Source organism: Streptomyces bungoensis (genome assembly GCF_001514215.1).
Lineage (GTDB): Bacteria > Actinomycetota > Actinomycetes > Streptomycetales > Streptomycetaceae > Streptomyces > Streptomyces bungoensis.
In genome coordinates this window covers 615,566-641,094 of record NZ_KQ948851.1, presented here as the reverse complement: position 1 = coordinate 641,094, position 25,529 = coordinate 615,566, and the positions used below count along the sequence as shown (strand labels likewise).

Sequence of the window (25,529 nt, the reverse complement as noted above, 5' to 3'; positions counted from 1 at the left end):
GACCCGGGTAGCTCTTATTGCGATTAACATGCAACAGCTAATGATCATCAATAAGGGTGTGAGGTCCATGACGGTCCGACGGATACGGACGGCCGCCGCGGCGGCGATGCTCACGGGTGTCGCCGCCTGCTCGGCCCCCGGCAACGGCACGGAAGGCGGCGAGGCGGCCGACTCCGTCGTGATCGGCGTGGCTTCCGAGCCGGACACGCTCAGTCCGCTGCTCGGTTACGGCAAGGACGGCAACTCGAAGATTTTCGACGGTCTGCTGGCCCGGGACGCCGGCTTGAAGTTGAGACCGGCGCTGGCGAAAGCCCTGCCCGAGGTCACCGCCGACGGCCTCACCTACACCTACACCCTGCGCGACGGCGTGAAGTTCTCCGACGGCAAGCCGCTGTCTTCCGCCGACGTCGTCTTCACGTACGACACGATCCTCGACGCGAAGACCAACAACACCAACCGCAGCGAACTGGACGCCATCGAGGACGTGCGGGCAGCGGGTGACGACAAGGTGGTCTTCACCCTCAAGTACCCGTACGCCCCCTTCGCCGGGCGTACGGTGCTGCCCATCGTCCCCGAACACGTCGCGGGCAGGCAGGACCCCAACACCGGCTCCTTCAACACCAAGCCGATCGGCACCGGCCCCTATCTGCTCGCCTCCTGGAGCGAGGGCGAGAAGCTCACCTTCAAGGCCAACCCCAACTACTGGGGCGGTGCACCGAAGGTGAAGAAGGTGACTATGGCGATCATCCAGGACGACGACGTGCGGGCCACCCGGCTGCGGTCCGGCGACCTCGACGGCGCGATCCTGCCGCCCAACCTCGCCGCCACCTTCAAGAACGACAAGGCGAAGAAGACGTACGACGCGAAGACGTACGACTTCCGCACGGTCACCCTTCCTCAGGAGAACAAGGTCACCGGCGACCGCGCCATCCGCCAGGCCCTGGACGCGGCCGTGGACCGGCAGGCCATGGTCGACAAGATCCTCGACGGCGCCGGGCGCCCGGCGTACGGGCCGCTGCCGGTCGACGACCCCTGGTTCGCCAAGGGCATCGAGCGCAAGCAGGACCTCACCAAGGCCAGGCGCGTCCTGGATGAGGCGGGCTGGAAGAGCGGGGAGGGCGGCATCCGTGCCAAGGACGGGCAGCGGGCCTCGTTCGCCCTCCTCTACCCCTCCGGTGACAAGGTCCGCCAGGACCACGCCCTCGCCTACGCCTCCGATGCCAAGAAGGCCGGTATCGAGGTGAAGGTGGAGAGCGCCACCTGGGAGGTGATCGAGCCGCGGATGAAGACGGACGCGGTCCTGGCCGGCTTCGGCAGCAGCGGCGACCCGGACTACGGCCTCTACACGCTGCTGCACTCCTCCCTTGCCGGCGACGGATTCAACAACATGGCCCGCTATGACGACCCGGTCGTGGACAAGGCTCTCGACACCGGCCGCCACAGCTCGGACACGACGGCCCGCAAGGCCGCCTACGACAGCCTGCAGCGCGAACTGGTGAAGAACCCCGGCTACACCTTCCTCACCCACATCGACCACGTGTACGTCCTCGCCGACCGCTGGGAGGGCCTGACCACGCAGGTCGAGCCGCACGAACACGGCTTCGCCTCCGGCCCGTGGTGGAACCTCGAAGCCTGGCAGCCGAAGAAGTGAGGGTCTCCCTTCCCTGGGGAGCGATGGCACGACTGGCGGGGCGGCGGCTGCTGTTTGCCGTCCCGATCCTGCTCGTCGTGACCTTCGGTGTCTTCGCGATCGCCGCCGCCTCCCCCTTCGACCCTGTCAAGGCATACGCCGGCACGGCCGCCCTCGGCGCCGACGCCGAAACGCTGGAGCGGCTGCGCGAGAACCTGGGCGTGGACCAGCCGTTCATCTCCCGCTGGTGGCACTGGCTGACCGCGGCCCTCACGGGCGACCTCGGCCAGTCCAGCGTGCTGAGACAGCCGGTGGCCGACGTCATCGGCGAACGCCTCGTGTGGTCCTCGCTGTTGTGCGCGGTCGCGTTCGTGGTGGCCGTGCTGGCGGGCACGGTGCTGGGTGTGCTGGCCGCCCGCCGTCCCGGATCCGCGCTCGACCGGATGATCACCTCGGTGGCTTACTCGCTGGAGGCGGCGCCGGTCTTCTGGCTGGCCCTCCTGGCCGTCTGGCTGTTCGCCCTCCAACTCGGAGTGCTCCCGGCCGGCGGTCTGACCGACACCGCGAGCGAGCAGGTCACAGCCCATCAGGTAGCCGGTCACCTCGTGCTGCCGGCCGGGGTGCTCGCCGTCTCCCAGCTGCCCTGGTTCACCCTGTACGTCCGTCAGGGCGTCGGTGATGCGCTCACCGAGGACCCTGTACGCGGTGCCCGCGCACGGGGGTTGAGCGAGCGAACGGTCCTGCTCGGCCATGCCCTGCGTTCCGGCCTGCTGCCGGTCCTCACCCTGGTCGGCTCCCGGGTGCCCGAACTCATCACCGGTGCCCTGCTGGTGGAGAGCGTCTTCAGCTGGCCGGGCATCGCGGCGGCCACCGTGGAGGCGGCCACCGCCGTCGACTTCCCGCTGCTCGCCGCGCTCACCACGCTCGCCACCGCCGCGGTGCTCATCGGCAACCTCCTCGCCGACCTGCTCTACGGCCTGTTCGACCCGAGGGTGAAGTTCAGTGACATGTGAACCCACGACCACGGCGGATCCCGGCTGGCGGTCCTACGGCGCCAGCCGCCGCTCCACTCGGGCGGTACGCGTACGCGTCTCCGTCGCCCTCGTGGCCGCGATCGTGCTGGCCGTACTCCTCGTCCCGCCCCTGGTCCACCTCGACCAGCAGGCCGTCGACCTGTCCTCGAAACTACTGCCGCCGAGTTGGTCGCACCCCTTCGGCACCGACGATCTCGGCCGGGATCTGCTCCTGCGCTGTGTCTACGGTATGCGCGTGTCCCTCCTGGTCGGGGTGGCGGCAGCGCTCACGGCGACGGTGATCGGCACGGCCGTCGGGGGGATTGCCGGAGCGCTGGGCGGCTGGGCCGACCGCGGTCTCATGCGGGTCGTCGACACGTTCTCCTCCGTACCGCACCTGCTGCTGGGCATCTTCATCGTGGCCATGTTCCGGCCCGGGGTGTGGCCGGTGGTCGTGTCGGTGGCACTCACCCACTGGCTGTCCACCGCCCGGATCGTCCGCGCCGAGGTGCTGTCCCTGCGCGCCCGCCCTTACATCGACGCAGCCGTCTCCGGTGGCGCCTCCCGGTGGCGGGTGGCGGTACGGCATCTGCTGCCCGCCGTGCTGCCCCAGGCTGCACTGGCCGCCGTCCTGATGGTGCCGCACGCCATGTGGCACGAGTCCGCGCTGTCCTTCCTCGGCCTCGGCCTGCCCACCCACATGGCCAGCCTGGGCAACCTCATCCAGGGCGCGCGGGGCTCGCTGCTCGCCGGGCAGTGGTGGCCCACCCTCTTCCCCGGCCTGTTCATCATCATCCCCACGCTCGCCATCGCCGGGCTGGCCGGAGCCTGGCGGGAACGGATCAACCCCCGCCGCCGATCGGAGCTGATGCTGTGACCGCCCGAACCCCGGTCCTCTCGGTACGCGGGCTGTCCGTGCGCTTCCTCATGCCGGGCGGACGGCGGATCGCCGCCGTCACCGACGCGCACTTCGACGTGGCGGCCGGCGAGTGTCTCGCCCTGATCGGCGAGAGCGGCTGCGGCAAGTCGGTCCTCGCCTCCGCCCTGCTCGGTCTGCTGCCCGCCAACGCCCAGGCCGCGGGCCAGGCCCGCCTCGGCGACCTGGACCTGCTCGCCGCCGACGAACGCACGCTGGCGCGGACAGTACGGGGCCGCCTGATCGGCCTCGTCCCGCAGAGCCCCGCCGCGCACCTCACGCCCGTGCGCACCGTCCGCTCCCAACTGGAGGAAACCGTGGCCGCGTTGACCGGCGGGCGAGGGCGGGCAGCGGTACGATCCGCGGCCGAGGCAGCCGCAGAACGTGCCGCCTTTCCTGCCGGCCACCTCGACCGCCATCCGCACGAACTCTCCGGCGGCCTGGCCCAGCGCGCCGCCACCGCCCTCGCCCTCGTCGGCGACGCACCCCTGCTCGTGGCCGACGAACCCACCACCGGCCTCGACCGCGACCTGGTCGACCACACCGTGGACGAACTGCGCCGCCACGCCGACACCGGCCATCGGGGCCTGCTCGTGATCACCCACGACCTGGCTGCCGCCGAGCGCATCGCCGATCGCGTGGCCGTGATGTACGCGGGCCGTATCGTCGAACTAGTCGACGCGAAAGCCTTCTTCGGCACGCCGGGCCCCCGCCACCCCTACAGCCGGGGTCTCCTCCAGGCCCTCCCCCACCGCGCCTTCACCCCGATCCCCGGCATGCCGCCCGAACTCGGCAATCTTCCCGACGGCTGCGCCTTCGCCCCACGCTGCGCGCGGGCCACCCACGCCTGCACCGCACTGCCCCAGCAGGCCGACGGCATCGCCTGCCACCACCCGCACGTACCGGAGGACCTCCGTGCTTGAACTGCACGACATCACCGCCGGATACGGCAGAGGAGCCCCCGTCGTCCGCAACGCCACCCTGGCCCTCGCCCCCGGCGAGAGCGTCGGCCTGCTGGGGCCCAGCGGCTGCGGCAAGTCCACCCTGGCCCGGGTCGCGGCTCTGCTCCACCGCCCTGAGGCCGGCACCGTAACCCTCGACGGTGATCCCGTACGCGGCTGGCGCTACCGCGCCCCACGCACCCAGCGCACCGCCATCGGCGTGGTCTTCCAGCAGCCCCGTCTCTCCTGCGACCCCCGGCTGCGGCTCACCGACCTGATCGCCGAGCCCCTGCGCGCCACTGGCCGCCGCGACGAAATACCAGAGCGCCTGGCCGAGTTGGCCCCGGCCGTCGGCCTCACACCCGACCTTATGGACCGCCGTCCCCACGAGGTCAGCGACGGCCAGCTCCAACGCGCCTGCCTCGCCCGCGCTCTCGTCCTGCGTCCGCGCTGGCTGATCTGCGACGAGGTGACCGCGATGCTGGATGCCTCCACCGCCGCCGCGCTGGTGGCAGCCGTCGAGGAGTACCGCACCGCCACCGGCGCCGGACTCCTGGCCGTCGGCCATGACCAGGTGCTCCTGGACCGCTGGTGCGACCGCACCGTCCACTGGAAGAAACTGACCGTCGCAGTCCATGAGTAAACGGATGCAGTCCACGACCATCAAGCGCGGCGTCGCGCAGGACGCAGACCGCCTCACCAGCCTGATCCAGACTCCGGCGCCTGCCGGGGACCATACGCCTCGATCATCTCCGGCTACCGGGTCCCCCGTTATGTTTTCCGCGGTCCTGCAAGAGGATCGCTGGCCTCCGGGCCCGGCATGGCTGTTCCCCCCTGTCGAGGGCATGACCTGGGGGGTGGTGCCACCGGGCCCGAGAGGCGCCGTTGGAGACGCTGATGAGAGGTCTGACTACCGCCCGGCCGAGCGCAACGCCCGGCCTTTCGCAGGCGGCAGGTCTGCATAACGTGGATGCGCGCACGACGCCAACGCCCCGGCCAGCACCGCACAACCCCGCATCGGAGGACGGCTTGAACGACAGCGACGAGATAGGCGTCTTCCTGGGCCTGGACGTCGGCAAGAGCCACCACCACGGCCACGGACTCACCCCGGGCGGCAAGAAGGTCTTCGACAAGCAGCTGCCGAACACCGAGCCGAAACTGCGGGACGTCTTCGAGAAGCTGAAGACCAAGTTCGGCACCGTCCTGGTGATCGTGGACCAGCCCGCCTCGATCGGCGCCCTGCCGCTGACGGTGGCCCGGGATGCCGGCTGCAAGGTCGCCTACCTGCCCGGCCTGTCGATGCGGCGGATCGCCGACCTCTACCCGGGCGAGGCGAAGACCGACGCCCGCGACGCGGCCGTGATCGCCGACGCGGCCCGCACCATGCCGCACACCCTGCGCTCGCTGGAACTCACCGACGAGATCACCGCTGAACTCACGGTCCTCGTCGGCTTCGACCAGGACCTGGCCGCCGAGGCCACCCGCACCAGCAACAGGATCCGCGGCCTGCTCACCCAGTTCCACCCGTCCCTGGAACGAGTCCTCGGCCCCCGGCTCGACCACCAGGCCGTCACCTGGCTCCTCGAACGCTACGGATCCCCAGCCGCCCTGCGAAAAGCCGGCCGCCGCAAACTCGTCGAGGTGATCCGCCCCAAGGCCCCGCGCATGGCCACGCGGCTGATCGACGACGTCTTCGACGCCCTCGACGAGCAGACCGTCGTCGTCCCGGGCACCGGCACCCTCGACATCGTCATTCCCTCCCTGGCCCGCTCCCTCAGCGCCGTCCACGAACAACGCCGGGCCACAGAAGCCCAGATCACAGCCCTGCTGGAGGCACACCCTCTTTCCAAGGTCCTGACGTCGCTGCCCGGCGTCGGCGTCAGGACCGCCGCCACCCTGCTGGTCACCGTCGGCGACGGCACCAGCTTCCCCACCGCCGCCCACCTGGCCTCCTACGCCGGCCTTGCGCCGACCACGAAGTCGTCCGGGACCTCGATCCACGGCGAACACGCACCCCGCGGCGGCAACCGCGTCCTGAAACGCGCGATGTTCCTCTCCGCGTTCGCCGCGCTGCACGACCCCGCCTCCCGCACCTACTACGACCGATGCCGGGCCCGCGGAAAGACCCACACCCAGGCACTTCTCCGCCTGGCCCGACAACGGGTCAACGTGCTGTTCGCGATGCTCCGCGACGGCACCTTCTACGAACCCAGAACCCCACGCCTCGCTTGACGAAAGACATAGAGGCACCCCCCGACTACATCGCCAGACACCGGGCTTTCGTGGCCGTCGATACGGCCGAACGCCCTCAGGGCTTCTACGCCCTGCTGGAACAGCCCCCGGAGCTGGGCGTTCATGGCCGACGACGTTCAGGGCAGGGGCGTCGGCCGGCTCCTCATCGAGCACACTATCCGCCAGGCCCGGGCCGCCGGCCTGACCGAGGTGCGGGTGGTCTCCCGTCCCCCGCCGAGGAGTTCTACCGACGCCTGGGCGCTGAGCGAGTGGGAACCGTTGCCCCCTCACCACCGAAGGTCCCTTGGGAACGGCCCGAGCTGCGGTTCACCACCGCCTGAGCCCGCACCACAGCCCCCCGCGCCGGCCTCTGTAACAGGAAGGCTCCCGCAGGCATCGGGCCTGCGGGAGCCTTCCCTTGTACCGCCTGCTCCGTGAAGGGTGAGAAGACGATCACGAGCAGGACGTCTGTGCGGCGCGGCTACGGCATCACGGCTTGAGCAGCAGGCTGTCGCCGCGCTCCTTGGCGGCGGCGTAGCGCTTGGCCACGTCCTGCCAGTTGACGACGGCCCACATCGCGTCGATGAAGTCGACCTTCTGGTTCTTGTACTGGAGGTAGAAGGCGTGCTCCCAGGCGTCGAAGACCAGGATCGGGGTGGAGCCCTGGCCGACGTTGCCCTGGTGGTCGTAGACCTGCTCGACGATCAGCCGGCCGCTCAGCGGCTCGTACGCCAGGACGCCCCAGCCGGAGCCCTGTGTGGTGGCGGCGGCTTTGGTCAGCTGGGCCTTGAAGCCGGCGAAGGAACCGAAGGACTCGGTGATCGCGTCCGCCAGGTCGCCGACGCCGTCCTGGGCCAGCGGCTCGCCGCCGCCGTCCTTCGGGCCGGTCATGTTCTGCCAGTAGATGCTGTGCAGGATGTGGCCGGACAGGTGGAAGGCCAGGTTCTTCTCCAGGCCGTTGATCGAGCTCCACGACTCCTTGTCCCGTGCCTCGGCCAGCTGCTCCAGGGTGTCGTTCGCACCCTTCACGTACGCCGCGTGGTGCTTGTCGTGGTGCAGCTCGATGATCTCCGGGCTGATGACCGGGGCGAGCGCCGAGTAGTCGTACGGAAGTTCCGGGAGCGTGTAAAGCGCCATGTCCAACGTCCTCCGACGTTATTGCGAATCGTATGCAGGTGCACGCTAGCAGTAAGAACGGTACCTTGCGATCAGGCGTTGGACCTAGGACCCCCTCCCCCATGTCGCGCCGCCGGCCGGGGGCTGGCAGTCCGCGATCCGGACTTCTCGGCGGCGGCAAGGAAGGCAGACACGTGACCATGACCCCGCCGTCAGCACAGCACGGCGCGGCGACACCGGACCACTCGGTACTGCTGCGACGCCACGGCCTGCGCTGCACCGCGAGCAGGCTGTGCACCTTGAGGCTGCTGTCCGCGTCCGGGCAGCATGTGTCCACCGCCGAAGTCTGCGCTCAACTGCAGGAGATGGGTCTGCCGTTCGATCAGGCGACCGTCTATCGGACCCTGGAGATCTTCACGGAGGTGGGCCTGGCGCACGCCGTGCTCGGCCCGGGCCCCAAGCGCTACGGCGTCAGTTCCGTCCCGCACCATCACGTCGTGTGTGAGGAGTGTGGCCGCGTACAGGATGTCGCGATCGCTCAGATGAGTGAAGCCGTGGAACGGATCACCGAACTGACCGGACTGCATGCCGGTGCAGGAGGCTCGCTGCTGCTGTACGGCCGGTGTTCGCGATGCAGCACGTAAGTGAGTTTCCGTCACGGGTGCGGGACGCCGCCGTCGGAACGGACGCTGTCAAGGCATGACGACGTCCCGCACCCGGCCGATGGCGGGGTACCGCTTCAGCACCCCAGCCGGCCGACCTTCATCGAATCTAGCCGTTATTGCGAGTCATTCGCAATAAGCTCTCACCCGTCGCCCTCCAGGTTGCCCTCCGTCTCCAGGTACACCTGCCGCAGTTCGTCCAGGACCGCCGGGTCGGGCTTCGCCCACATCCCTCGCGACTCCGCCTCCAGCAGCCGCTCCGCGATGCCGTGCAGGGCCCAGGGGTTCGCCTGCTGAAGGAACTCCCGGTTGACCGGGTCCATGACGTAGGTCTCGGTGAGCTTGTCGTACATCCAGTCGGCGACCACTCCGGTCGTGGCGTCATAGCCGAACAAGTAGTCGACCGTCGCGGCGAGTTCGAAGGCGCCCTTGTAGCCGTGGCGGCGCATGGCCTCGATCCACTTCGGGTTGACGACGCGGGCGCGGAAGACGCGGGAAGTCTCCTCCACCAGCGTGCGGGTGCGGACCGTCTCGGGGCGGGTGGAGTCCCCGATGTACGCCTCGGGGGCCGTGCCGCGCAGGGCGCGGACGGTGGCGACCATGCCGCCGTGGTACTGGAAGTAGTCGTCGGAGTCGGCGATGTCGTGCTCGCGGGTGTCGGTGTTCTTGGCAGCGACCGCGATCCGCTTGTACGCCGTCTCCATCTCCTCGCGGGCCGGGCGGCCGTCGAGTTCACGGCCGTAGGCGTAGCCGCCCCAGACGGTGTAGACCTCGGCGAGGTCGGCGTCGGTGCGCCAGTCGCGGGAGTCGATGAGCTGCAGCAGGCCCGCGCCGTACGTTCCGGGGCGGGAGCCGAAGATGCGCGTGGTGGCGCGGCGTTCGTCACCGTGGGCCGCCAGGTCGGCCTGTACGTGGGTGCGGACGTGGTTGGTCTCGGCCGGTTCGTCCAGGGAGGCGGCCAGGCGCACGGCGTCGTCCAGGAGGCCGATGGTGTGCGGGAAGGCGTCGCGGAAGAAGCCCGAGATGCGCAGGGTGACGTCGATACGGGGACGGCCCAGCTCCTCGTACGGGATGGGCTCGAGGCCGGTCACACGGCGCGAGGCGTCGTCCCAGACGGGGCGGATGCCAAGCAGGGCGAGGGCTTCGGCCACGTCGTCGCCGGCGGTGCGCATGGCGCTGGTGCCCCACAGGGACAGGCCGACGGAGGTGGGCCAGTCGCCGTTGTCCGCGCGGTAGCGCTCCAGGAGGGACTCGGCGAGGGCCTGGCCGGTCTCCCAGGCGAGGCGGGAGGGGACGGCCTTGGGGTCGACGGAGTAGAAGTTGCGCCCCGTCGGCAGGACGTTCACCAGGCCGCGCAACGGTGAGCCGGACGGACCCGCCGGGACGAAGCCGCCGGCCAGCGCGTGGACCGTGTGGTCGAGTTCGGCGGTGGTCGCCGCCAGGCGCGGGACGACTTCGCGCGCTGCGAAGTCCAGGACCGCGCGAACCTGTTCGCCGTGCTCGTTGGGTACGGCGGCCGGGTCCCAGTCCGCGTCCTCCATCGCCTGGACCAGGGCACGGGCCTGTCCCTCGGCGGCGTCCGCTGTCGTGCGGGTCGCGGCGGACTCGTCCAGGCCGAGGGCTTCGCGCAGGCCGGGAAGGGCCTTGGCGCCGCCCCAGATCTGGCGGGCGCGGAGGATGGCGAGGACCAGGTTGACGCGGTCGGCGCCGGTGGGCGGGTTGCCGAGGACGTGGAGGCCGTCGCGGATCTGGGCATCCTTGACCTCGCACAGCCAGCCGTCGACGTGGAGGAGGAAGTCGTCGAAGCCGTCGTCGTCGGGCCGGTCCTCCAGGCCGAGGTCGTGGTCCAGCTTCGCCGCCTGGATGAGGGTCCAGATCTGGGCGCGGATGGCGGGCAGCTTGGCCGGGTCCATCGAGGAGATCTGCGCGTACTCGTCGAGGAGTTGCTCCAGGCGCGCGATGTCGCCGTAGGAGTCGGCCCGGGCCATGGGCGGGACGAGGTGGTCGACGAGGGTGGCGTGCACGCGGCGCTTGGCCTGGGTGCCCTCGCCGGGATCGTTGACCAGGAAGGGATAGATCAGGGGCAGGTCGCCGAGGGCTGCGTCCGGGGCGCAGGCGGCGGACAGGCCGGCGTTCTTGCCGGGCAGCCACTCCAGGTTTCCGTGCTTGCCGAGGTGGATCATCGCGTCGGCGCCGAAGCCGCCCTCCGTCTGCGGGGCGGCGATCCAGCGGTAGGCGGCCAGGTAGTGGTGTGAGGGCGGGAGGTCCGGGTCGTGGTAGATGGCGATGGGGTTCTCGCCGAAGCCGCGCGGGGGCTGGATGAGGATGAGCAGGTTGCCGAAGCGCAGTGCCGCGAGGACGATGTCGCCCTCCTTGTTGCGGCTGTGGTCGACGAACATCTCGCCGGGCGCCGGGCCCCAGTGCTCCTCCACCGCCGTCCGCAGCTCTTCGGGGAGCGTGGCGAACCAGCGCCGGTAGTCGGCGGCCGGGATCCGGATCGGGTTGCGAGCCAGCTGCTCCTCGGTGAGCCAGTCCTGGTCGTGACCCCCCGCCTCGATCAGCGCGCGGATCAGTTCGTCACCGTCACCGGAGGCCAGGCCGGGGATGTCCGCGTCGGAGCTGAAGTCATAACCCTCCTCCCGCAGGCGCCTGAGCAGGGATACGGCACTGGCGGGAGTGTCCAGGCCGACCGCGTTGCCGATCCGGGAGTGCTTGGTGGGGTACGCCGACAGGACGAGGGCCAGGCGCTTCCGGGCGGGCGGGATGTGGCGGAGGCGGGCGTGGCGTACGGCGATTCCGGCGACCCGGGCCGCACGCTCGGGGTCGGCGACGTAGGCCGGGAGTCCGTCGGCGTCGATCTCCTTGAAGGAGAACGGCACGGTGATCAGGCGGCCGTCGAACTCGGGGACCGCGATCTGGCTGGCGGCGTCCAGCGGGGAGACGCCCTCGTCGTTCTCCTCCCAGGCCGTGCGTGACCCGGTCAGGCACAGGGCCTGGAGGATGGGGACGTCGAGGGCGGTGAGCGCGCCCGCGTCCCAGGACTCGTCGTCGCCGCCGGCCGATGCCTCGGCGGGCCTGGTGCCTCCGGCCGCCAGGACCGTGGTGACGAGGGCGTCGGCGGCCCGGAGTTCGGCGATCAGCTCCGGCTCCGGGGCGCGCAGGGAGGCGACGTACAGCGGGAGCGGCCGGCCGCCCTCGTCCTCGATGGCGTCGCAGAGTGCATGGATGAAGGCCGTGTTGCCGCTCATGTGGTGGGCGCGGTAGTACAGCACGGCGATGGTCGGACCGTCGGCCGGACCATCCGGGCGCTCCAGCGGACCCCAGGTCGGAGCAGGTGCCGGCGCGTCGAAGCCGTGGCCGGTGAGAAGGACGGTGTCCGACAGGAACCGAGCGAGCTGTTCGAGGTTGGCGGGGCCGCCGTGGGCGAGGTAGGCGTGGGCCTCGGCGGCGATGCCGACGGGGACGGTGGAGGCGGCCATCAGCTGGGCGTCGGGGGCCTGTTCGCCGGTCAGGACGATCACCGGGCGGCCGTCGGCGAGCAGCAGGTCGATGCCGTCCTGCCAGGCGCGGATACCGCCGAGGAGGCGTACGACGACCAGGTCCGCGCCGTCGAGGAGGGCCGGGAGGTCGTTCAGGGGAAGGCGGGCGGGGTTGGCGAAGCGGTAGCCGACCGGGCCGTCGGCCGCGCGGGCGCTGAGCAGGTCCGTGTCGGACGTCGACAGGAGCAGGATCTCGTGGGCGGGTGGGACTCGCTCCCCGGACGGAGTGGGCATGCGTCGCCTGGCCTTCCTCGGGGTCCGCGCCCCGGGCGGTGTCGGAATGGGTCTCCCCCTCGGACCAAGCCGAGGGCGAGGGAGGGGAGTTCCTGGCTCACCCGGCCTGGGGAGGCCGAGATCACAGTGGCGGGACCGCGCCGGATTCGCACCGGCTTCCTCTCCTGTCGCCGTGATGGCGGTTCGTGGACCGGGTGATCCACTGGGGAGCATAGTAAGGGTCACTGGAACAGCGCGGGGCATACATCGCCCATGATCGTAGGTATGCTCACCGCCATGCCCACGGCAGCCCTTCCTCCAACGCCCCAGGCCACACCGGCCACACGGGAGCGCGGTGACGCCTGCCCCGGAGCGCTGCGCCTGCACGCGGCGGACGACGGGGCCCTTGCCCGTGTCCGGCTTCCCGGTGGAGTCCTGACGCTCGGGCAGGCGGCAGCACTCGGGCGCGTCGCCCGGCGGCTGGGCGATGGCGACCTGCACCTGACGTCGCGCGGCAACGTGCAGCTGCGCGGTCTGGCAGCCGGGTGTGGCGGGGAGTTGGCGGAGGCGTTGGACGCGGCCGGTCTGCTTCCCTCACGGGAGCACGAGCGGGTGCGCAACATCGTCGCCTCGCCCCTGTCCGGCCTGGACGGCGAAGGCGTGCGGGACGTGCGGCCATGGCTGACGGCCCTGGACGCCGCGTTGTGCGGGAGCGATGCCGCCCGGGGTCTGTCGGGTCGGTTCCTGTTCGCTCTGGACGACGGGCGCGGTGATGTGGCCGGCCTCGGCGCCGACGTCACGGTGCGCGCGATACGGGACGGCGCGGCGTGGCTCACCCCCGGGTCGGTCCGCGTGGCGGTCGATGACGCGCCGCTCGCAGCACTGGTGGCAGCCGAGACGTTCCTTCAGGCCGCGCGATCGCACACGGCACACACCTGGAGGGTCTCAGAACTCCCCCTGCCGGAAGGCGAGCTGGACCGCCTGATACGTGATCGGCTGACGGCCGCGGGCATCGCGCACGATGAAGGTCCCGAGCCGGTCGGTTCGGCCGACGGGCCGGCCCCGGGAGTCGTGGGCGAAGCCTTGTCCGCGCACGTTCCCTTGGGGCGGCTCTCGGCCCTCCAGTGGGAGGCGTTGACGATGGTCGCGGACACTGAGCTGCGGCTGACCCCCTGGCGTGGCGTCGTTGTCCCCACCGTGGCCGCCACCGCTGCACGAGTCTCCGAGTCGCTCGAGCGTCTCCGTGCGGCCGGACTGGTCACCGACCCCGCGTCCCCCTGGCTCCGCGTCGGCGCCTGCATCGGCCGCCCCGGATGCGCCAAGGCACACGCCGACGTCCGGGCGGACGTGGCGCGCACACTCGAAGCGACAGGCCGCCCCGCCCTCCCCCTGTACTGGTCCGGGTGTGCACGGCGCTGCGGACACCCGAGTGGTGAGCACGTCGACGTGCTCGCGACCCCGGAGGGCGGTTACCGCCTGTCGGTCGCCCCGGCAGGCGGTGAGACGAGAACCGCCTCCGCAGCAGACCCTTCCCGGATGGGCGCCGCCCTGGCGGCGATCATCTCATGACCCGCACGACGACCGAGAGCAGTGAGAAGAGCACCGTGACCACCCACGTCTACGAGAAGGACGGAGCGGCGATCTACCGCCAGTCCTTCGCCACCATCCGCGCCGAGGCGGACCTCACGCGTCTGCCCGCCGATGTCAGCCAGGTCGCGGTACGCATGATCCACGCCTGCGGGATGGTCGACCTGGTCGAGGATCTGGCCTACACGCCCGCGGTGGTGGCCCGGGCCCGTGAGGCCCTGCGCGCCGGCGCCCCTATCCTCTGCGACGTGCAGATGGTGGCCAGCGGCGTGACCCGCAAACGGCTGCCCGCCGGGAACGACGTCCTGTGCACCCTGTCCGACCCGGCCGTCCCGGAGCTGGCCGAACGGCTGGGCACCACGCGCAGCGCCGCGGCGCTGGAGCTGTGGCGGGACCGGCTGGAGGGCGCGGTCGTTGCCGTCGGCAACGCCCCTACCGCCCTCTTCCGCCTCCTGGAGATGATCGAGGAGGGCGCGCCCCGGCCCGCCGCCGTCATCGGCGTCCCGGTCGGCTTCGTCGGCGCGGCCGAGTCCAAGGACGCCTTGGCCGCGCATCCTTCCGGGCTGGAGTACCTGGTGGTCCGCGGCCGACGCGGTGGCAGCGCCATCGCGGCCGCCGCACTCAACGCGATCGCGAGCGAGGAAGAGTGAGCGGCAAGCTGTACGGGGTCGGCCTGGGCCCCGGTGATCCCTCCCTGATGACCGTACGGGCCGTCGAGGTCATCGCAGGGGCGGACGTGGTCGCGTACCACAGCGCCCGGCACGGGCGGTCCATCGCCCGGTCGATCGCGGCGCGGCACATCCGCGAAGACCACATCGAGGAAGCACTGGTCTACCCGGTCACGACGGAGACCACCGACCATCCCGGCGGCTACAAGGGCGCCATGGAGGAGTTCTACGCCGAGGCATCGGCCAGACTCGCGGCCCACCTCGACGCCGGGCGCACCGTGGCCGTACTCGCCGAGGGCGATCCGCTCTTCTACGGCTCCTACATGCACATGCACAAGCGGCTCGTCGACCGCTACGACACCGAGGTCATCCCCGGCGTCACCTCCGTGTCGGCCGCTGCGGCCCGCCTGGGCGCACCGCTTGCCGAGGGCGAGGAGGTGCTGACGATCCTGCCGGGCACCCTGCCCGAGGAGGAGCTGACCGCTCGCCTGGCCACGACGGACGCCGCGGTGGTGATGAAGCTCGGCCGCACCTTCCCCAAGGTGCGCCGCGCGCTGGAGACTTCGGGACGCCTGGCCGAGGCCCGTTATGTGGAACGGGCCACCATGAGCAAGGAGCGCGTCGCCGAACTCGCGGCGGTGGACGCGGAGTCGGTGCCGTACTTCTCGGTGGCCGTGCTGCCCAGTCAGGTGGACGCCGAGCGGCCTGTACGGGAGCGGGGCGAGGTGGTGGTGGTCGGGACGGGGCCGGCCGGTCCGCTGTGGCTGACACCCGAGACGCGGGGCGCGCTGGCCGCCGCCGACGATCTGGTCGGCTACACCACCTACCTGGACCGGGTGCCCGAGCGGGCGGGCCAGGCCCGGCACGGCTCGGACAACCGCGTGGAGGCCGAGCGCGCCGAGTTCGCGCTGCAACTGGCCCGCAAGGGGCGGCGGGTGGCCGTGGTCTCCGGCGGCGACCCGGGTGTGTTCGCGATGGCCACCGCCGTGCTGGAGGTGGCGTCGCAGCCCGAGCACCTGGATGTGCCGGTGCGCGTGCTGCCGGGCGTGACCGCCGCCAACGCTGCCGCGGCACGGGCCGGCGCCCCGCTCGGACACGACTACGCCGCCCTCTCCCTCTCCGACCGGCTCAAGCCGTGGGAGGTCATCGCGGAGCGACTGCGGGCAGCGGCCTCGGCGGACCTGGTCCTGGCCCTGTACAACCCTGGTTCGCGCAGCCGTACCTGGCAGGTGGGCAAGGCGCAGGAGCTGCTGCTGGAGTACCGGGCGCCCGGCACTCCGGTGGTGGTAGCCCGGGACGTCGGCGGCCCGGGTGAGCGGGTGCGGATCGTGCGGCTGGGTGAGCTGGATCCCGCCGAGGTCGACATGCGCACGATCCTGCTGGTCGGTTCCTCGCAGACCCAGGTGGTGCGGCGCGGAGACGGCGAGGAGATCGTCTGGACGCCCCGCCGGTATCCGCAGGCGTGAGGTGAGCGGTGCCGCGCCGTGCGGGCGGCACCGCCTCCTGCTCTACTCGCCGTGCTCCTGAGCCGTGGCCGGCTGGGCCAGGCCGGCCGTCCACTTCTCCTCGATGCGGCCGACCTTCCACACCACCAGGGCGACGGCCCAGGTGGCGAAGAACAGGCCGACGATGACGTAGCCGATGATGTTGAGGTCGAGTCCGGAGATCCAGTCCCAGAACGCGCCGTGCAGGTCCGCCTTCTCGGCTACCAGACCGAGAAGTTCGACGGTGCCGATGATCAGGGCGACGGCGACGGACAGGCCGGTGATGGTGAGGTTGTAGTAGACCTTGCGGACCGGCTTGGAGAACGCCCAGCCGTAGGCGAAGTTCATGAACGAGCCGTCGATGGTGTCAAGCAGGGACATGCCGGCCGCGAACAGGATCGGCAGGCACAGGATGGCGTACCAGGGCAGGCCGGAGGCGGCGCCCGAGCCGGCGAGGACGAGGAGCGCGATCTCGGTGGCGGTGTCGAAGCCGAGACCGAAAAGCAGGCCCAGGGGGTACATCTGCCAGGGCTTGGTGATCGACTTCATCAGGCGGCCAAGGAGGCGGTTCATGAAGCCGCGGTTGTTGAGCTGCTCCTCCAGGGCCGCCTCGTCGAAGTGGCCGGTGCGCATCTGCCGGAACACCTTCCAGATACCCGCCATGATCACGATGTTGATGATCGCGATGACGTAGAGAAAGGTGCCCGAGACGGTCGTACCGATCCAGCCGGTGATGCTGTGCAGCGTGGAGTTGTCGTTCTCGACCGGGCCTGCCAGCGCTTTGACTCCCAGAGACAGCAGGAAAGCGAGCGCGAAGACGATCGACGAGTGCCCCAGGGAGAACCAGAAGCCGACCGACATCGGGCGCTGGCCCTCGTTCATCAGCTTGCGGGTCGTGTTGTCGATAGCGGCGATGTGGTCGGCGTCGAAGGCGTGCCGCATGCCCAGGGTGTACGCGGTGACTCCGATACCTATGCCGAAGGTCCTCGTGCCGAGGCTGTAGTGCTCCGGGGCGACGATCGCCACGAGCGTGAACCAGCCGATGACATGCAGCGCCAGGATGAACGCGGCCATTCCGCCGACGCTCACCCATTCCTTGCGGGTCATTGACGTGCGGATGCGGTGCCACGAGATGCCGCGACCGGTGGCCGGAGCGGTCGGCCTGGCGGAAGCGGAATCAGGAGCGGTGGTCATGGAGCGTGACCCTTACTTCTCGGCGAGCGGCTGTTTTCAGCCGCGCCTTCCAGGTTTCTGCGAAGAAGTTGCAGCTACAAGAAGGCCGCAGTAAAGTCGGCGCCAGATTTCAGTCAACGGCCGGAAAAGCTCCCTGCTCAAGGTGCTCGCGAACCCACTGGGCCGCCTTCTCGGCATCTGGGAGGACGGCCACTCCCTCGGGAACGGATGGTCTGCGGACCACGAGCACGGGCAACCCCGCCTCGCGGGCAGCCGTCAGTTTCGGCGCCGTGGCCGCCCCGCCGCTGTCCTTCGTGACCACGACGTCGATGCGGTGGCGCCGCAGCAGCTCTCGCTCCCCGTCGAGGGTGAAGGGGCCACGATCGAGCAGTACCTCCATGCGGGCCGGATGGGGTGGCTCGGGTGCATCGACGGATCGTACGAGAAACCACAGGTCGTCAAGGTCCGCGAAGGCAGCCAGGCCCATGCGCCCGGTGGTGAGGAAGATACGACGGCCGAGTGCGGGCAGCGCCCGTGCCGCTTCCTCCAGTGAACCCACTTCGTGCCACCGGTCGCCCTCTACGGGGACCCAGCCGGGCCGGCGTACGGCGAGCAGGGGAACATGGGTGGCGGCTGCGGCCCGAGCCGCGTTGAAGCTGATCTTCCCGGCGAAGGGATGGGTGGCGTCGACGATGACATCGACCGCTTGCTCGCTCAGCCACGCCGCCAGCCCTTCGGCCCCGCCGAAGCCGCCGACGCGGGTCTCGCCCGGGGGCAGCCTGGGGCTGGCGACGCGTCCGGCAAGGGAGTTGGTCAGCTTCAGCCCCGGAGTGCCGTGGAGGAGTTCGGCAAGGCGGCGGGCTTCCGTGGTTCCGCCGAGGATCAGTACGTGCATGAGGGTGTGGGTCCGTTCATGAGTGGCAGTGAGGGACGAGACGTGGTGCAGGCGGGCGGGGCGCACGGTTCCGGTCAGGTGAAGGGCGGTCGCCGCGCCCAGCTCGAGCACACGGGGCTGCGGCACGGCTGGACCACGGGGGCCTGCGCGACGGCGGCCACCACGGCCGCGTACACCGCCCTGCTGACCGGTGAGTTTCCCGACCCGGTGACGATCACACTGCCCAAGGGTCAGACACCGTCCTTCGCGCTGGCCGCCGAGGAGCTGACCGAAAGTTCCGCCATGGCGGGGATCGTGAAGGACGCGGGAGACGACCCCGACGTCACGCACGGCGCACTGGTCCGGGTCACCGTCCGGCGACTGCCCGCAGGCAGTGGCGTCGTCTTCAAGGCCGGACCCGGCGTGGGGACGATCACCCGGCCCGGCCTTCCACTGCCCGTCGGTGAGGCGGCGGTCAATCCCGTGCCCCGTCGCATGATGAGCGAGCACGTCGCCGAAGTGGCCGCCCGGCACGGCGGCAGCGGCAACGTGGAGATCACCGTCTCCGTCGACCACGGCGAGGAGATAGCCCGCTCCACCTGGAACCCACGGCTCGGCATCCTCGGCGGCCTGTCCATCCTCGGCACCACGGGCATCGTCGTGCCGTACTCCTGCTCGGCCTGGATCGACTCCATCCGGCGGGGCGTGGACGTGGCCCGCGCGGCCGGACGGACCCATGTCGCCGGGTGCACCGGGTCGACGTCCGAGAAGACCGTCGTCGCCGAGTACGGCCTGCCCGAGGACGCCCTGCTCGACATGGGGGACTTCGCGGGCGCCGTGCTGAAGTACATCCGCCGGCACCCGGTGGACCGCCTCACGATCTGCGGTGGCTTCGCCAAACTCTCCAAGCTCGCCGCCGGCCATCTGGACCTGCACTCCGGCCGCTCCCAGGTCGACAAAGGCTTCCTCGCCGAACTGGCCAGGCGGGGCGGCGCGGACGAGACGCTGGCCGCCGTCGTGGCCGACGCGAACACAGGGCTCGCCGCGCTCCAGCTGTGCCAGGCCGCCGGGGTACCGCTCGGCGACCTGGTGGCGAGGACGGCCCGCGACGAGGCGCTGGCCGTGCTGCGCGGCGCGCCCGTCGCGGTGGACGTCATCTGCATCAACCGTGCAGGGACGGTCGTGGGCCGCAGTACGGTGACATGATTCACCCGCGCCGAGGCACCGGGCCCGCCGGTCACTCGTAGGCCGGCCCCACCCTGATGCGGTTCCCGTCGGGGTCGCGGAGTCTAGCTCGCGCCCCCACGGCGCCTCCTCGACACGGACCCCGAACTCGGCGGCCACGGCGCCCATATCGGCGACCCTCAGATACACCAAGGTGTCTGGCCGCGCGTCGCCCCCGTGCTCCGAGAGGAAGACGCGTAGCTGGCCTCGGGCAACCTCGGTGAAAACGGGGAGTCCCGGCTCGGACCGGTGCACTGAGTGAAGCCCAGACGTGCGTATCACCTGACAGTTTCGGCGGCGTCCCTCACCCGCAGGACGGGAATCACCTGCTCAGCAGCCATGACGCTCCCGCTCCGGCGAGTACAGGTGGCTGTCGCGGAACTGTTCCGCTCCGAGCGTCCGCCCCACCATGATGACCGCGGTACGCAGCACACCCGCCTCTTTCACCTTCTGGGCGATCTCCTCCAGCGTGCCCCGGATGATCAGCTCGTCCGGGCGGGAGGCGTAGGCCACGACCGCGGCGGGGCAGTCGGCGCCGTAGCGCGGGAGGAGTTCCTCCACCACGCGGTCCACGTACTTGGCGGCCAGGTGCAGCACGATCAGCGCGCCGCTGCGGCCCAGCGTGGCCAGGTCCTCGCCGTCCGGCATGGCGGTGGCGCGGTTGGCGACGCGGGTGAGGATGACGGTCTGGCCGACGGTGGGCACGGTCAGCTCCCGCTTGAGGGAGGCGGCCGCGGCTGCGAAGGCGGGAACGCCGGGGACGACCTCGTAGGGGATCCCGGCCGCGTCGAGCCGTCGCATCTGCTCGGCGACCGCGCTGAAGACGGACGGGTCGCCCGAGTGCAGCCGGGCCACGTCGTTCCCCTCCTGGTGGGCGCGAAGCAACTCGGCCGTGATCTCGTCCAGATCGAGCTGGGCGGTGTCCACCAGGCGTGCGTCCGGCGGGCACTCGGCCAGCAGCTCGCGCGGGACGAGGCTGCCCGCGTACAGGCAGACCTGGCAGGCGGCGAGCGTCCGGGCGCCGCGCACCGTGATCAGGTCGGCGGCGCCGGGGCCGGCGCCGATGAAGTACACGGTCATCTGTCTGCTCCTGGAGGGGGGTTGGGGGTCTTCTGCACGCACCACTGGGTGACCGGCATGGCCTGCCGCCAGCCGGTGAAGCCGCCCACGGGCACGGCGTGCGCCACCGCGAGCCGCACCAGCTCACCACCATGGCGGCGGTGAGCGTCGGCGAGCAGCGCCTCGGACTCCAGCGTGACCGTGTTGGCGACGAGCCGCCCGCCGGGTGACAGGGCCGCCCAGCAGGCGTCGAGGAGACCGCGGGCCGTAAGTCCCCCGCCGACGAACACGGCGTGAGGCGCGGGGAGTTCGGCCAGCGCGCCCGGAGCGTCACCGGTGACCACCCGAAGTCCCGGCACGCCGAGCCGCTCTGCGTTACGGAGGATACGTTCGGCACGTACCTGGTCGCGTTCGACGGTGACGGCCCGGCACGACGGGTGGGTGCGCATCCACTCGATGGCGATCGAACCCGACCCGCCACCGACGTCCCACAGGAGTTCGCCCGGGGCGGGGGCCAGCGCACCGAGCGTGGCGGCCCGGATGTGCCTCTTGGTGAGCTGCCCGTCGTGCTCGTACGCCTCGTCCGGCAGCCCCGGCACCGCACCGAGTCGCAGGGCGTCCGGTGCCCGGCGGCATTCGACGGCCACGATGTTGAGCGGATCGCCGGACTGCTGGGTCCGCGCCCAGTCGTCGGCAGTGGTCTCGGCGGTCACACGCTCCCGGTCGCCACCGAGTTGTTCCAGGACACGCATCCTGCTCGGTCCGAAGCCGCGGTCGATGAGCAGCGCGGCGACGTCTTCGGGAGTGCGGGCGTCGGCGCTCAGGACGAGGAGTCGCCGGCCGTCGTGCAGGGCGGCGGCGAGGCGGGCGGTGGGGCGGCCCACCAGGGTGACGACCTCGACGTCCTCCAGCGGCCAGCCCAGCCGGGCGGAGGCATAGGACACGGACGACGGGTGAGGAAGGACGCGCAGTGCGTCGACCTCTTCGGCGAGCGTGCGTCCGATGCCGTAGAACATCGGGTCACCGCTGGCCAGGACGGCGATACGGCGGCCTGCGTGAGCGGCGAGCAGGCGGGAGACGGCGGGGCGCAGGGGTGAGGGCCAGGCGACGCGCTCGCCGGCGCACTCGGTGGGCAGCAGGTCCAGCTGGCGCGGACCCCCGATGAGAACGTCGGCACGGCGCAGTTCCGCGCGGGAGGGTTCGGCCAGACCCGACCAGCCGTCGGCTCCTGTCCCGACGACGGTGACGGCGGAGGGCGGGCCTTGTCGGGCGGGGGTCACTGCTGGCTACCTCGAAGTTCAGGGGTGCGACAGAGGCGCACTCTACTAAGCGATCACCCGTGCGACCGAGTCCGGGTTCACATCCGGTCGGATCTTATTGCACACTGTTCGCAATAACGTAGATGCCGCAGGAAGGGGAGGGCATGGGCTCTCCGATCGTGCTCGGGATCGAGTCGTCGTGTGACGAGACCGGTGCGGGGCTCGTCCGGGACGGGCGCCTGCTCGGGCACGCCGTGGCGTCGAGCATGGACGAGCACGCCCGCTTCGGCGGAGTGGTGCCCGAAATCGCTTCCCGCGCCCACCTGCATGCCCTGCGCCCGGTGGTGCGTCAGGCACTGGCCCAGGCGGGGCTGCGGCTCTCCGACATCGGGGCGGTCGCCGTGACCACGGGCCCGGGGCTGTCCGGCGCCCTTCAAGTGGGCCTCGCGGGGGCGAAGGGCATCGCCTACGCGCTCGGCGTCCCGCTCCACGGCGTGCACCACCTGGCCGGTCATGTCGCCGCCGACACACTGGAGCACGGACCGCTGCCCGACCCGAGCATGGTGCTGATCGTCTCCGGCGGCCACACCTCGCTGCTCCTCGTGCGCGACCTGGCCCGCGACCCGATCGCCCACCTAGGCGACACCCTCGACGACGCCGCCGGAGAGTGCTTCGACAAGGTCGCGCGGGTCTTCGGTCTGCCGTACCCCGGCGGTCCGGCCATCGACCGGGCCGCCCGAGAGGGCGACCCCGGCGCCGTTCCCTTCCCGCGCCCGCTTCCGGGGTCGTACGACTTCTCCTTCTCGGGACTGAAGACGGCGGCGGCCCGCTGGGCCGAGTCCCACGCCGGCCGCGAGCTGCCCGTCCACGACGGGGCCGCGTCACTGCAGGAGGCGGTCGCCGACGTCCTGACCCGCAAGGCCGTCGCCGCCTGTGTGGAGCACAGAGTCGGCACGCTGGTCGTAGTCGGCGGGGTCGCCGCGAACTCCAGGGTGCGGACGCTGGCCGAGGAGCGCTGCCGGGCGGCCGGCATCACGCTGCGGGTGCCACCGCTCAGCCTGTGCACGGACAACGGCGCGATGATCGCCGCCGTCGGCGACCTCCTCGTACGGGCCGGGGCCGAGCCGGCCCCGCTGGACGTGTCGATCGACCCGTCGGCACCGCTTCAGTACGCGGCCCTGCATCCGGTCGTGGCCGGAGCGGTGGCGGCGTGACGGACATCCGTGTCGTCCCGTACGACGCTCTCCTGCCTCACAGCGCGGCTCTGCGCTCCGTCTACGCCGACGCGTTCTGCGCGCCGCCCTGGAACGAGGACGAGGAAAGGGCGGACGCCTTCCTCGCACGGCTCGGCTCGGACGTACGGCGTCCGGGGTTCACCGCAGCGCTCGCCTTCGACGGGCCGGACATCGTGGGTTTCGCGACCGCCTGGGCCACTCCCACCCCCTTCCCGGTCGACCGTTGCCATCCACAAGCTGCCGCCGGTCTGGGCCCGAGCCGCACCGAGGAGTGGCTGTGCGGTGCCCGTGAGATCGATGAACTCGCCGTCCGTTCCACCGTCCATGGCACCGGAATCGCTGCCGGCCTCCTACGAGCGGTGACCGAGGACGCGCCGGACGGCCGCGCCTGGCTGCTCACCTCCCTCAAGTCGCCCCGGGCCATGGCCTTCTACCGTCGCCAGGGCTGGACCCAGGCCACCCACCCCTCCCCCGACGGCCACGGCATCGCGGTGTTCCTCGGCCCCCGCCACCCCGCCCGAGCCCTGGCCGTCCAGCCTTTGTAGCCCCCGGAGCCCGCCGTGCCGAGTGCCCTGGAGTCATGGTGATCGGAACAGACTCCGGGGCGGCGGATTGGCACAACTGGCCCTCATCGGCGTCCAGTACGCGGCACGTCCCGGAGTCCGGACCGACAACTCTCGCCCATTACCGCAGTCTTGCGGCTCGCATCCGTTCGAGCGAATGCAGCAGCCGAAAGCAACAACCCCACAGCCGTAAGGGGAGTAGTAACTACATGACTGTTACCGTTCAGGTCGACACCACCCGCCTTGTGGCCACCCTCATCAACGTGTTCACGGTCTCCCCCGACCGCCAGGAGGAGCTGATCGAGCTGCTCGCCCGCGCGACGGAGGAGACCATGAAGCACCAACCCGGCTTCGTCTGCGCCAACTTCCACGCCTCCCTCGACGGCGAGCGGGTGGTCAACTACGCCCAGTGGGAGAGCGAGGAGCACTACAGGGCGATGCTCGACAACCCCGAGGCCCGCGTCCACATGGACCAGGCCGCCAAGATCGCGTCGGACGTGCAACCGCGACTCTTCTCGGTAGTGTCGGTCCATCCGGAATAGCAGGCCGTCCCTACGGCCCTACCAGCGCGATGCGTTCACAGCCGCTCCGCGGCGACTCACGCCGGCCGTCCGGCCAGAGCGCTGCCCGACCGGCAGATGTGAGATGCAGCAGCATCAGCGCATCAGAATGGCGCTTCCGCTGGACCTGCGGAGGGCACCATTCGGCCCACGCCATCCGGTCAGCGACCGCCCCACGCGAGGCTGCGGCCGCACTGCGGTGTCCGAGGCTCCCGGGCGTGTGCCGAGGAATGGCGGTTCTCTGCGCTGCCTCGGTACACCGAGCCTGCCCGGCCGGGGCGCTGTGCGGCCTGTCAGCCCATGTCCGTCAGCAGGGTGTTCAGTTCCTTCTCCTGCTGCGCAGGCGACATCGGCGGGTTCGAGTGGTCGATGCCGAACGTCTTGAGCATCTTGTCCATCTGGGCGTCGATGGAGGTCCAGCCGGTCTGGTCCAGCGGCTGCAGCGATGCCTGGTCGGCGTCCCACAGGTCACGCAGCTTCTGGGCGGCCGCATGGGCTCCGGCCGCGTCCCCCGAGCGTGCGTCCTTGAGCGAGGTGGAGGCGAGGGTCTTCAGCGCGGCGACCTTGGCGGGCGGGAACTTCTTCACCGCCTGGCCGGGAGCCATCTGGACGGCGGAGGTGTTGTCCTCCTCCGGCGCGGGGCCGACGTGCGGCTGGCCATGGGCCCAGACCAGCAGGCCCGCGGTGGCGACGGCGAGCAGTCCGAAGCCGGCCAGCGCGACGCGCTCCTTGCGCGGGTCGCCGGTGGTGTGTGCGGCGTGGGTCGCCTCGTGGGTCTCGGTCACATCCGGGCGCGTCACCGTCAGGTAGACCACCGTCGCCAGAATGAGGCCGAGGAAGATCAGGCTGGTGGTGAACGTGCCCAGGTCGAGACCGGTCGGTTCACCCGGCTGGGCGACCTTGGGGGAGGCGAGCCAGTCGCCGATGTTGGCGCCCAGCGGGCGGGTCAGGATGTAGGCGAGCCAGAAGGACAGCACCGGGTTGGCGCCGAACTTCCACAGCGCGGTGATCGCCGCGATGAGGCCGAGCGGCAGCAGGACCGAGACTCCCGGGCTCCAGCCGGTGAGTTCGAGGGTCCAGTCGCCGGTCGCGGTGCCGAGCGCGAAGGTGACGAGAACGGCGAGCCAGTAGAACGACTCCCGCGGAAGCGTGGTGACCGAGTGGATCGACAGTGTGCGCTCCCGCGCCCACCACACGCCGAAGACCGCCGCGAGCAGCACCGAGAAGACCGCGGAACTGATCCACAGCGGCACATTGAGCTGGTCGGTCAGGATGTCGGTGTACAGGGTGCCGGTGACGCTGACGACGACCACGGTCAGCCAGTAGGGGAACGGGACGTACCGCTTCAGCCGCAGCTGGACGGCCAGGACCACCACGAACACCGCGGTGAAGATCCAGGCCGTGTTCACCAGGCCGACGCCCAGCTTCATGTTGATCCAGTCGGCGAAGCTCTCACCGACGGTCGTGCACAGGACCTTGATCACCCAGAACCAGACGGTGACCTCGGGAACCTTGTTGAGCATGAGACGCCCGCTGCGCGCGCGTGCTTCCGTTGCCGTTGTCATGCGAGGAGGTTGACGC

At 70.8% G+C, this 25,529-nt stretch carries 21 protein-coding genes, 1 pseudogene and 1 riboswitch; of the genes and pseudogenes, 15 read left to right on the top strand and 7 right to left on the bottom strand.

Features of this window, described 5'->3' with window-relative positions:
• Nucleotides 1–67 precede the first annotated feature (67 nt).
• The 7 genes and pseudogenes from AQJ66_RS02540 (at nucleotide 68) to AQJ66_RS39870 (ending at nucleotide 7,073) form a co-directional block, all read left to right on the top strand.
• Complete coding sequence (locus AQJ66_RS02540; RefSeq protein ID WP_061915705.1) at nucleotides 68–1,651, top strand: ABC transporter substrate-binding protein; 1,584 nt, start codon at nucleotides 68–70, stop codon at nucleotides 1,649–1,651.
• 23 nt (nucleotides 1,652–1,674) lie between these two features.
• Nucleotides 1,675–2,643, top strand: coding sequence for an ABC transporter permease (locus AQJ66_RS02535; RefSeq protein WP_061915702.1), 969 nt, complete (start codon nucleotides 1,675–1,677; stop codon nucleotides 2,641–2,643).
• Nucleotides 2,633–3,520 carry an ABC transporter permease gene (locus AQJ66_RS02530; protein WP_061915699.1) on the top strand — a complete coding sequence of 296 codons (888 nt, stop codon included), beginning with the start codon at nucleotides 2,633–2,635 and terminating at the stop codon, nucleotides 3,518–3,520. Before AQJ66_RS02535 ends, AQJ66_RS02530 begins: the two co-directional genes overlap by 11 nt.
• Entirely contained in the window at nucleotides 3,517–4,482 is a 966-nt protein-coding gene (locus tag AQJ66_RS02525; protein WP_061915696.1) for an ABC transporter ATP-binding protein, read from the top strand. Before AQJ66_RS02530 ends, AQJ66_RS02525 begins: the two co-directional genes overlap by 4 nt.
• Entirely contained in the window at nucleotides 4,475–5,143 is a 669-nt protein-coding gene (locus tag AQJ66_RS02520; protein ID WP_061915694.1) for an ABC transporter ATP-binding protein, read from the top strand. The genes AQJ66_RS02525 and AQJ66_RS02520 overlap by 8 nt, the downstream gene beginning before the upstream one ends.
• Nucleotides 5,144–5,529: 386 nt before the next feature.
• A complete protein-coding gene (locus AQJ66_RS02515) occupies nucleotides 5,530–6,732 on the top strand; it encodes an IS110 family RNA-guided transposase (protein ID WP_061915691.1) in 1,203 nt (400 codons plus the stop codon).
• Nucleotides 6,729–7,073, top strand: a pseudogene (locus tag AQJ66_RS39870) (GNAT family N-acetyltransferase). The gene AQJ66_RS02515 and the pseudogene AQJ66_RS39870 overlap by 4 nt, the downstream one beginning before the upstream one ends.
• A gap of 148 nt (nucleotides 7,074–7,221) precedes the next feature.
• Here AQJ66_RS39870 and AQJ66_RS02510 read toward each other — a convergent pair.
• The gene (locus tag AQJ66_RS02510) at nucleotides 7,222–7,869 is read right to left on the bottom strand and encodes a superoxide dismutase (RefSeq protein ID WP_061915688.1); all 648 of its coding nucleotides are present in this window, start codon (nucleotides 7,867–7,869) and stop codon (nucleotides 7,222–7,224) included.
• 179 nt (nucleotides 7,870–8,048) lie between these two features.
• On the opposite strand from AQJ66_RS02510, the gene AQJ66_RS36670 reads away from it, so the two are divergent.
• A complete protein-coding gene (locus AQJ66_RS36670; protein WP_063804010.1) occupies nucleotides 8,049–8,492 on the top strand; it encodes a Fur family transcriptional regulator in 444 nt (147 codons plus the stop codon).
• Nucleotides 8,493–8,653: 161 nt separating this feature from the next.
• On the opposite strand, the gene cobN is transcribed toward AQJ66_RS36670, so the two are convergent.
• Nucleotides 8,654–12,283, bottom strand: a complete 3,630-nt coding sequence (gene cobN / locus AQJ66_RS02500) for a cobaltochelatase subunit CobN (RefSeq protein WP_061915685.1) — start codon at nucleotides 12,281–12,283, stop codon at nucleotides 8,654–8,656.
• A gap of 86 nt (nucleotides 12,284–12,369) precedes the next feature.
• Nucleotides 12,370–12,445: riboswitch (cobalamin riboswitch) on the bottom strand.
• Nucleotides 12,446–12,547: 102 nt separating this feature from the next.
• On the opposite strand from cobN, the gene AQJ66_RS02495 reads away from it, so the two are divergent.
• The 3 genes from AQJ66_RS02495 to AQJ66_RS02485 are packed head-to-tail and all read left to right on the top strand — an operon-like array spanning nucleotide 12,548 to nucleotide 15,983.
• A complete protein-coding gene (locus AQJ66_RS02495; protein ID WP_244162718.1) occupies nucleotides 12,548–13,831 on the top strand; it encodes a cobalamin biosynthesis protein CobG in 1,284 nt (427 codons plus the stop codon).
• Nucleotides 13,828–14,499: a precorrin-8X methylmutase gene (locus tag AQJ66_RS02490; RefSeq protein ID WP_208611262.1), complete on the top strand. Its 672-nt coding sequence runs from the start codon at nucleotides 13,828–13,830 to the stop codon at nucleotides 14,497–14,499. The genes AQJ66_RS02495 and AQJ66_RS02490 overlap by 4 nt, the downstream gene beginning before the upstream one ends.
• Nucleotides 14,496–15,983, top strand: coding sequence for a precorrin-2 C(20)-methyltransferase (locus tag AQJ66_RS02485; RefSeq protein ID WP_061915680.1), 1,488 nt, complete (start codon nucleotides 14,496–14,498; stop codon nucleotides 15,981–15,983). Before AQJ66_RS02490 ends, AQJ66_RS02485 begins: the two co-directional genes overlap by 4 nt.
• Before the next feature lie 42 nt (nucleotides 15,984–16,025).
• On the opposite strand, the gene nicT is transcribed toward AQJ66_RS02485, so the two are convergent.
• Both nicT and AQJ66_RS02475 read right to left on the bottom strand, forming a co-directional pair.
• Nucleotides 16,026–17,195, bottom strand: a complete 1,170-nt coding sequence (nicT, locus tag AQJ66_RS02480; protein ID WP_208611261.1) for a Nickel transporter NicT — start codon at nucleotides 17,193–17,195, stop codon at nucleotides 16,026–16,028.
• Nucleotides 17,196–17,304: 109 nt separating this feature from the next.
• Entirely contained in the window at nucleotides 17,305–18,069 is a 765-nt protein-coding gene (locus AQJ66_RS02475; RefSeq protein WP_061915674.1) for a cobalt-precorrin-6A reductase, read from the bottom strand.
• A gap of 18 nt (nucleotides 18,070–18,087) precedes the next feature.
• Between AQJ66_RS02475 and AQJ66_RS02470 the strand changes: the two genes are divergently transcribed.
• Nucleotides 18,088–19,254, top strand: a complete 1,167-nt coding sequence (locus AQJ66_RS02470; protein WP_061916664.1) for a cobalt-precorrin-5B (C(1))-methyltransferase — start codon at nucleotides 18,088–18,090, stop codon at nucleotides 19,252–19,254.
• Nucleotides 19,255–19,602: 348 nt separating this feature from the next.
• Here AQJ66_RS02470 and cobM read toward each other — a convergent pair whose 3' ends face one another.
• Complete coding sequence (cobM, locus tag AQJ66_RS02465; protein ID WP_061915671.1) at nucleotides 19,603–20,352, bottom strand: precorrin-4 C(11)-methyltransferase; 750 nt, start codon at nucleotides 20,350–20,352, stop codon at nucleotides 19,603–19,605.
• A complete protein-coding gene (locus AQJ66_RS02460; protein WP_061915668.1) occupies nucleotides 20,349–21,611 on the bottom strand; it encodes a bifunctional cobalt-precorrin-7 (C(5))-methyltransferase/cobalt-precorrin-6B (C(15))-methyltransferase in 1,263 nt (420 codons plus the stop codon). Before AQJ66_RS02460 ends, cobM begins: the two co-directional genes overlap by 4 nt.
• A 143-nt stretch (nucleotides 21,612–21,754) precedes the next feature.
• Between AQJ66_RS02460 and tsaD the strand changes: the two genes are divergently transcribed.
• The 3 genes from tsaD (at nucleotide 21,755) to AQJ66_RS02445 (ending at nucleotide 23,930) form a co-directional block, all read left to right on the top strand.
• Nucleotides 21,755–22,804: a tRNA (adenosine(37)-N6)-threonylcarbamoyltransferase complex transferase subunit TsaD gene (tsaD, locus tag AQJ66_RS02455; RefSeq protein ID WP_061915665.1), complete on the top strand. Its 1,050-nt coding sequence runs from the start codon at nucleotides 21,755–21,757 to the stop codon at nucleotides 22,802–22,804.
• Complete coding sequence (locus AQJ66_RS02450) at nucleotides 22,801–23,370, top strand: GNAT family N-acetyltransferase (protein ID WP_061915662.1); 570 nt, start codon at nucleotides 22,801–22,803, stop codon at nucleotides 23,368–23,370. Before tsaD ends, AQJ66_RS02450 begins: the two co-directional genes overlap by 4 nt.
• 227 nt (nucleotides 23,371–23,597) lie before the next feature.
• Entirely contained in the window at nucleotides 23,598–23,930 is a 333-nt protein-coding gene (locus AQJ66_RS02445; protein WP_061915660.1) for an antibiotic biosynthesis monooxygenase family protein, read from the top strand.
• Between the two features lie 311 nt (nucleotides 23,931–24,241).
• On the opposite strand, the gene AQJ66_RS02440 is transcribed toward AQJ66_RS02445, so the two are convergent.
• Nucleotides 24,242–25,513, bottom strand: coding sequence for a COG4705 family protein (locus AQJ66_RS02440; protein ID WP_061915657.1), 1,272 nt, complete (start codon nucleotides 25,511–25,513; stop codon nucleotides 24,242–24,244).
• Nucleotides 25,514–25,529: the final 16 nt, after the last annotated feature.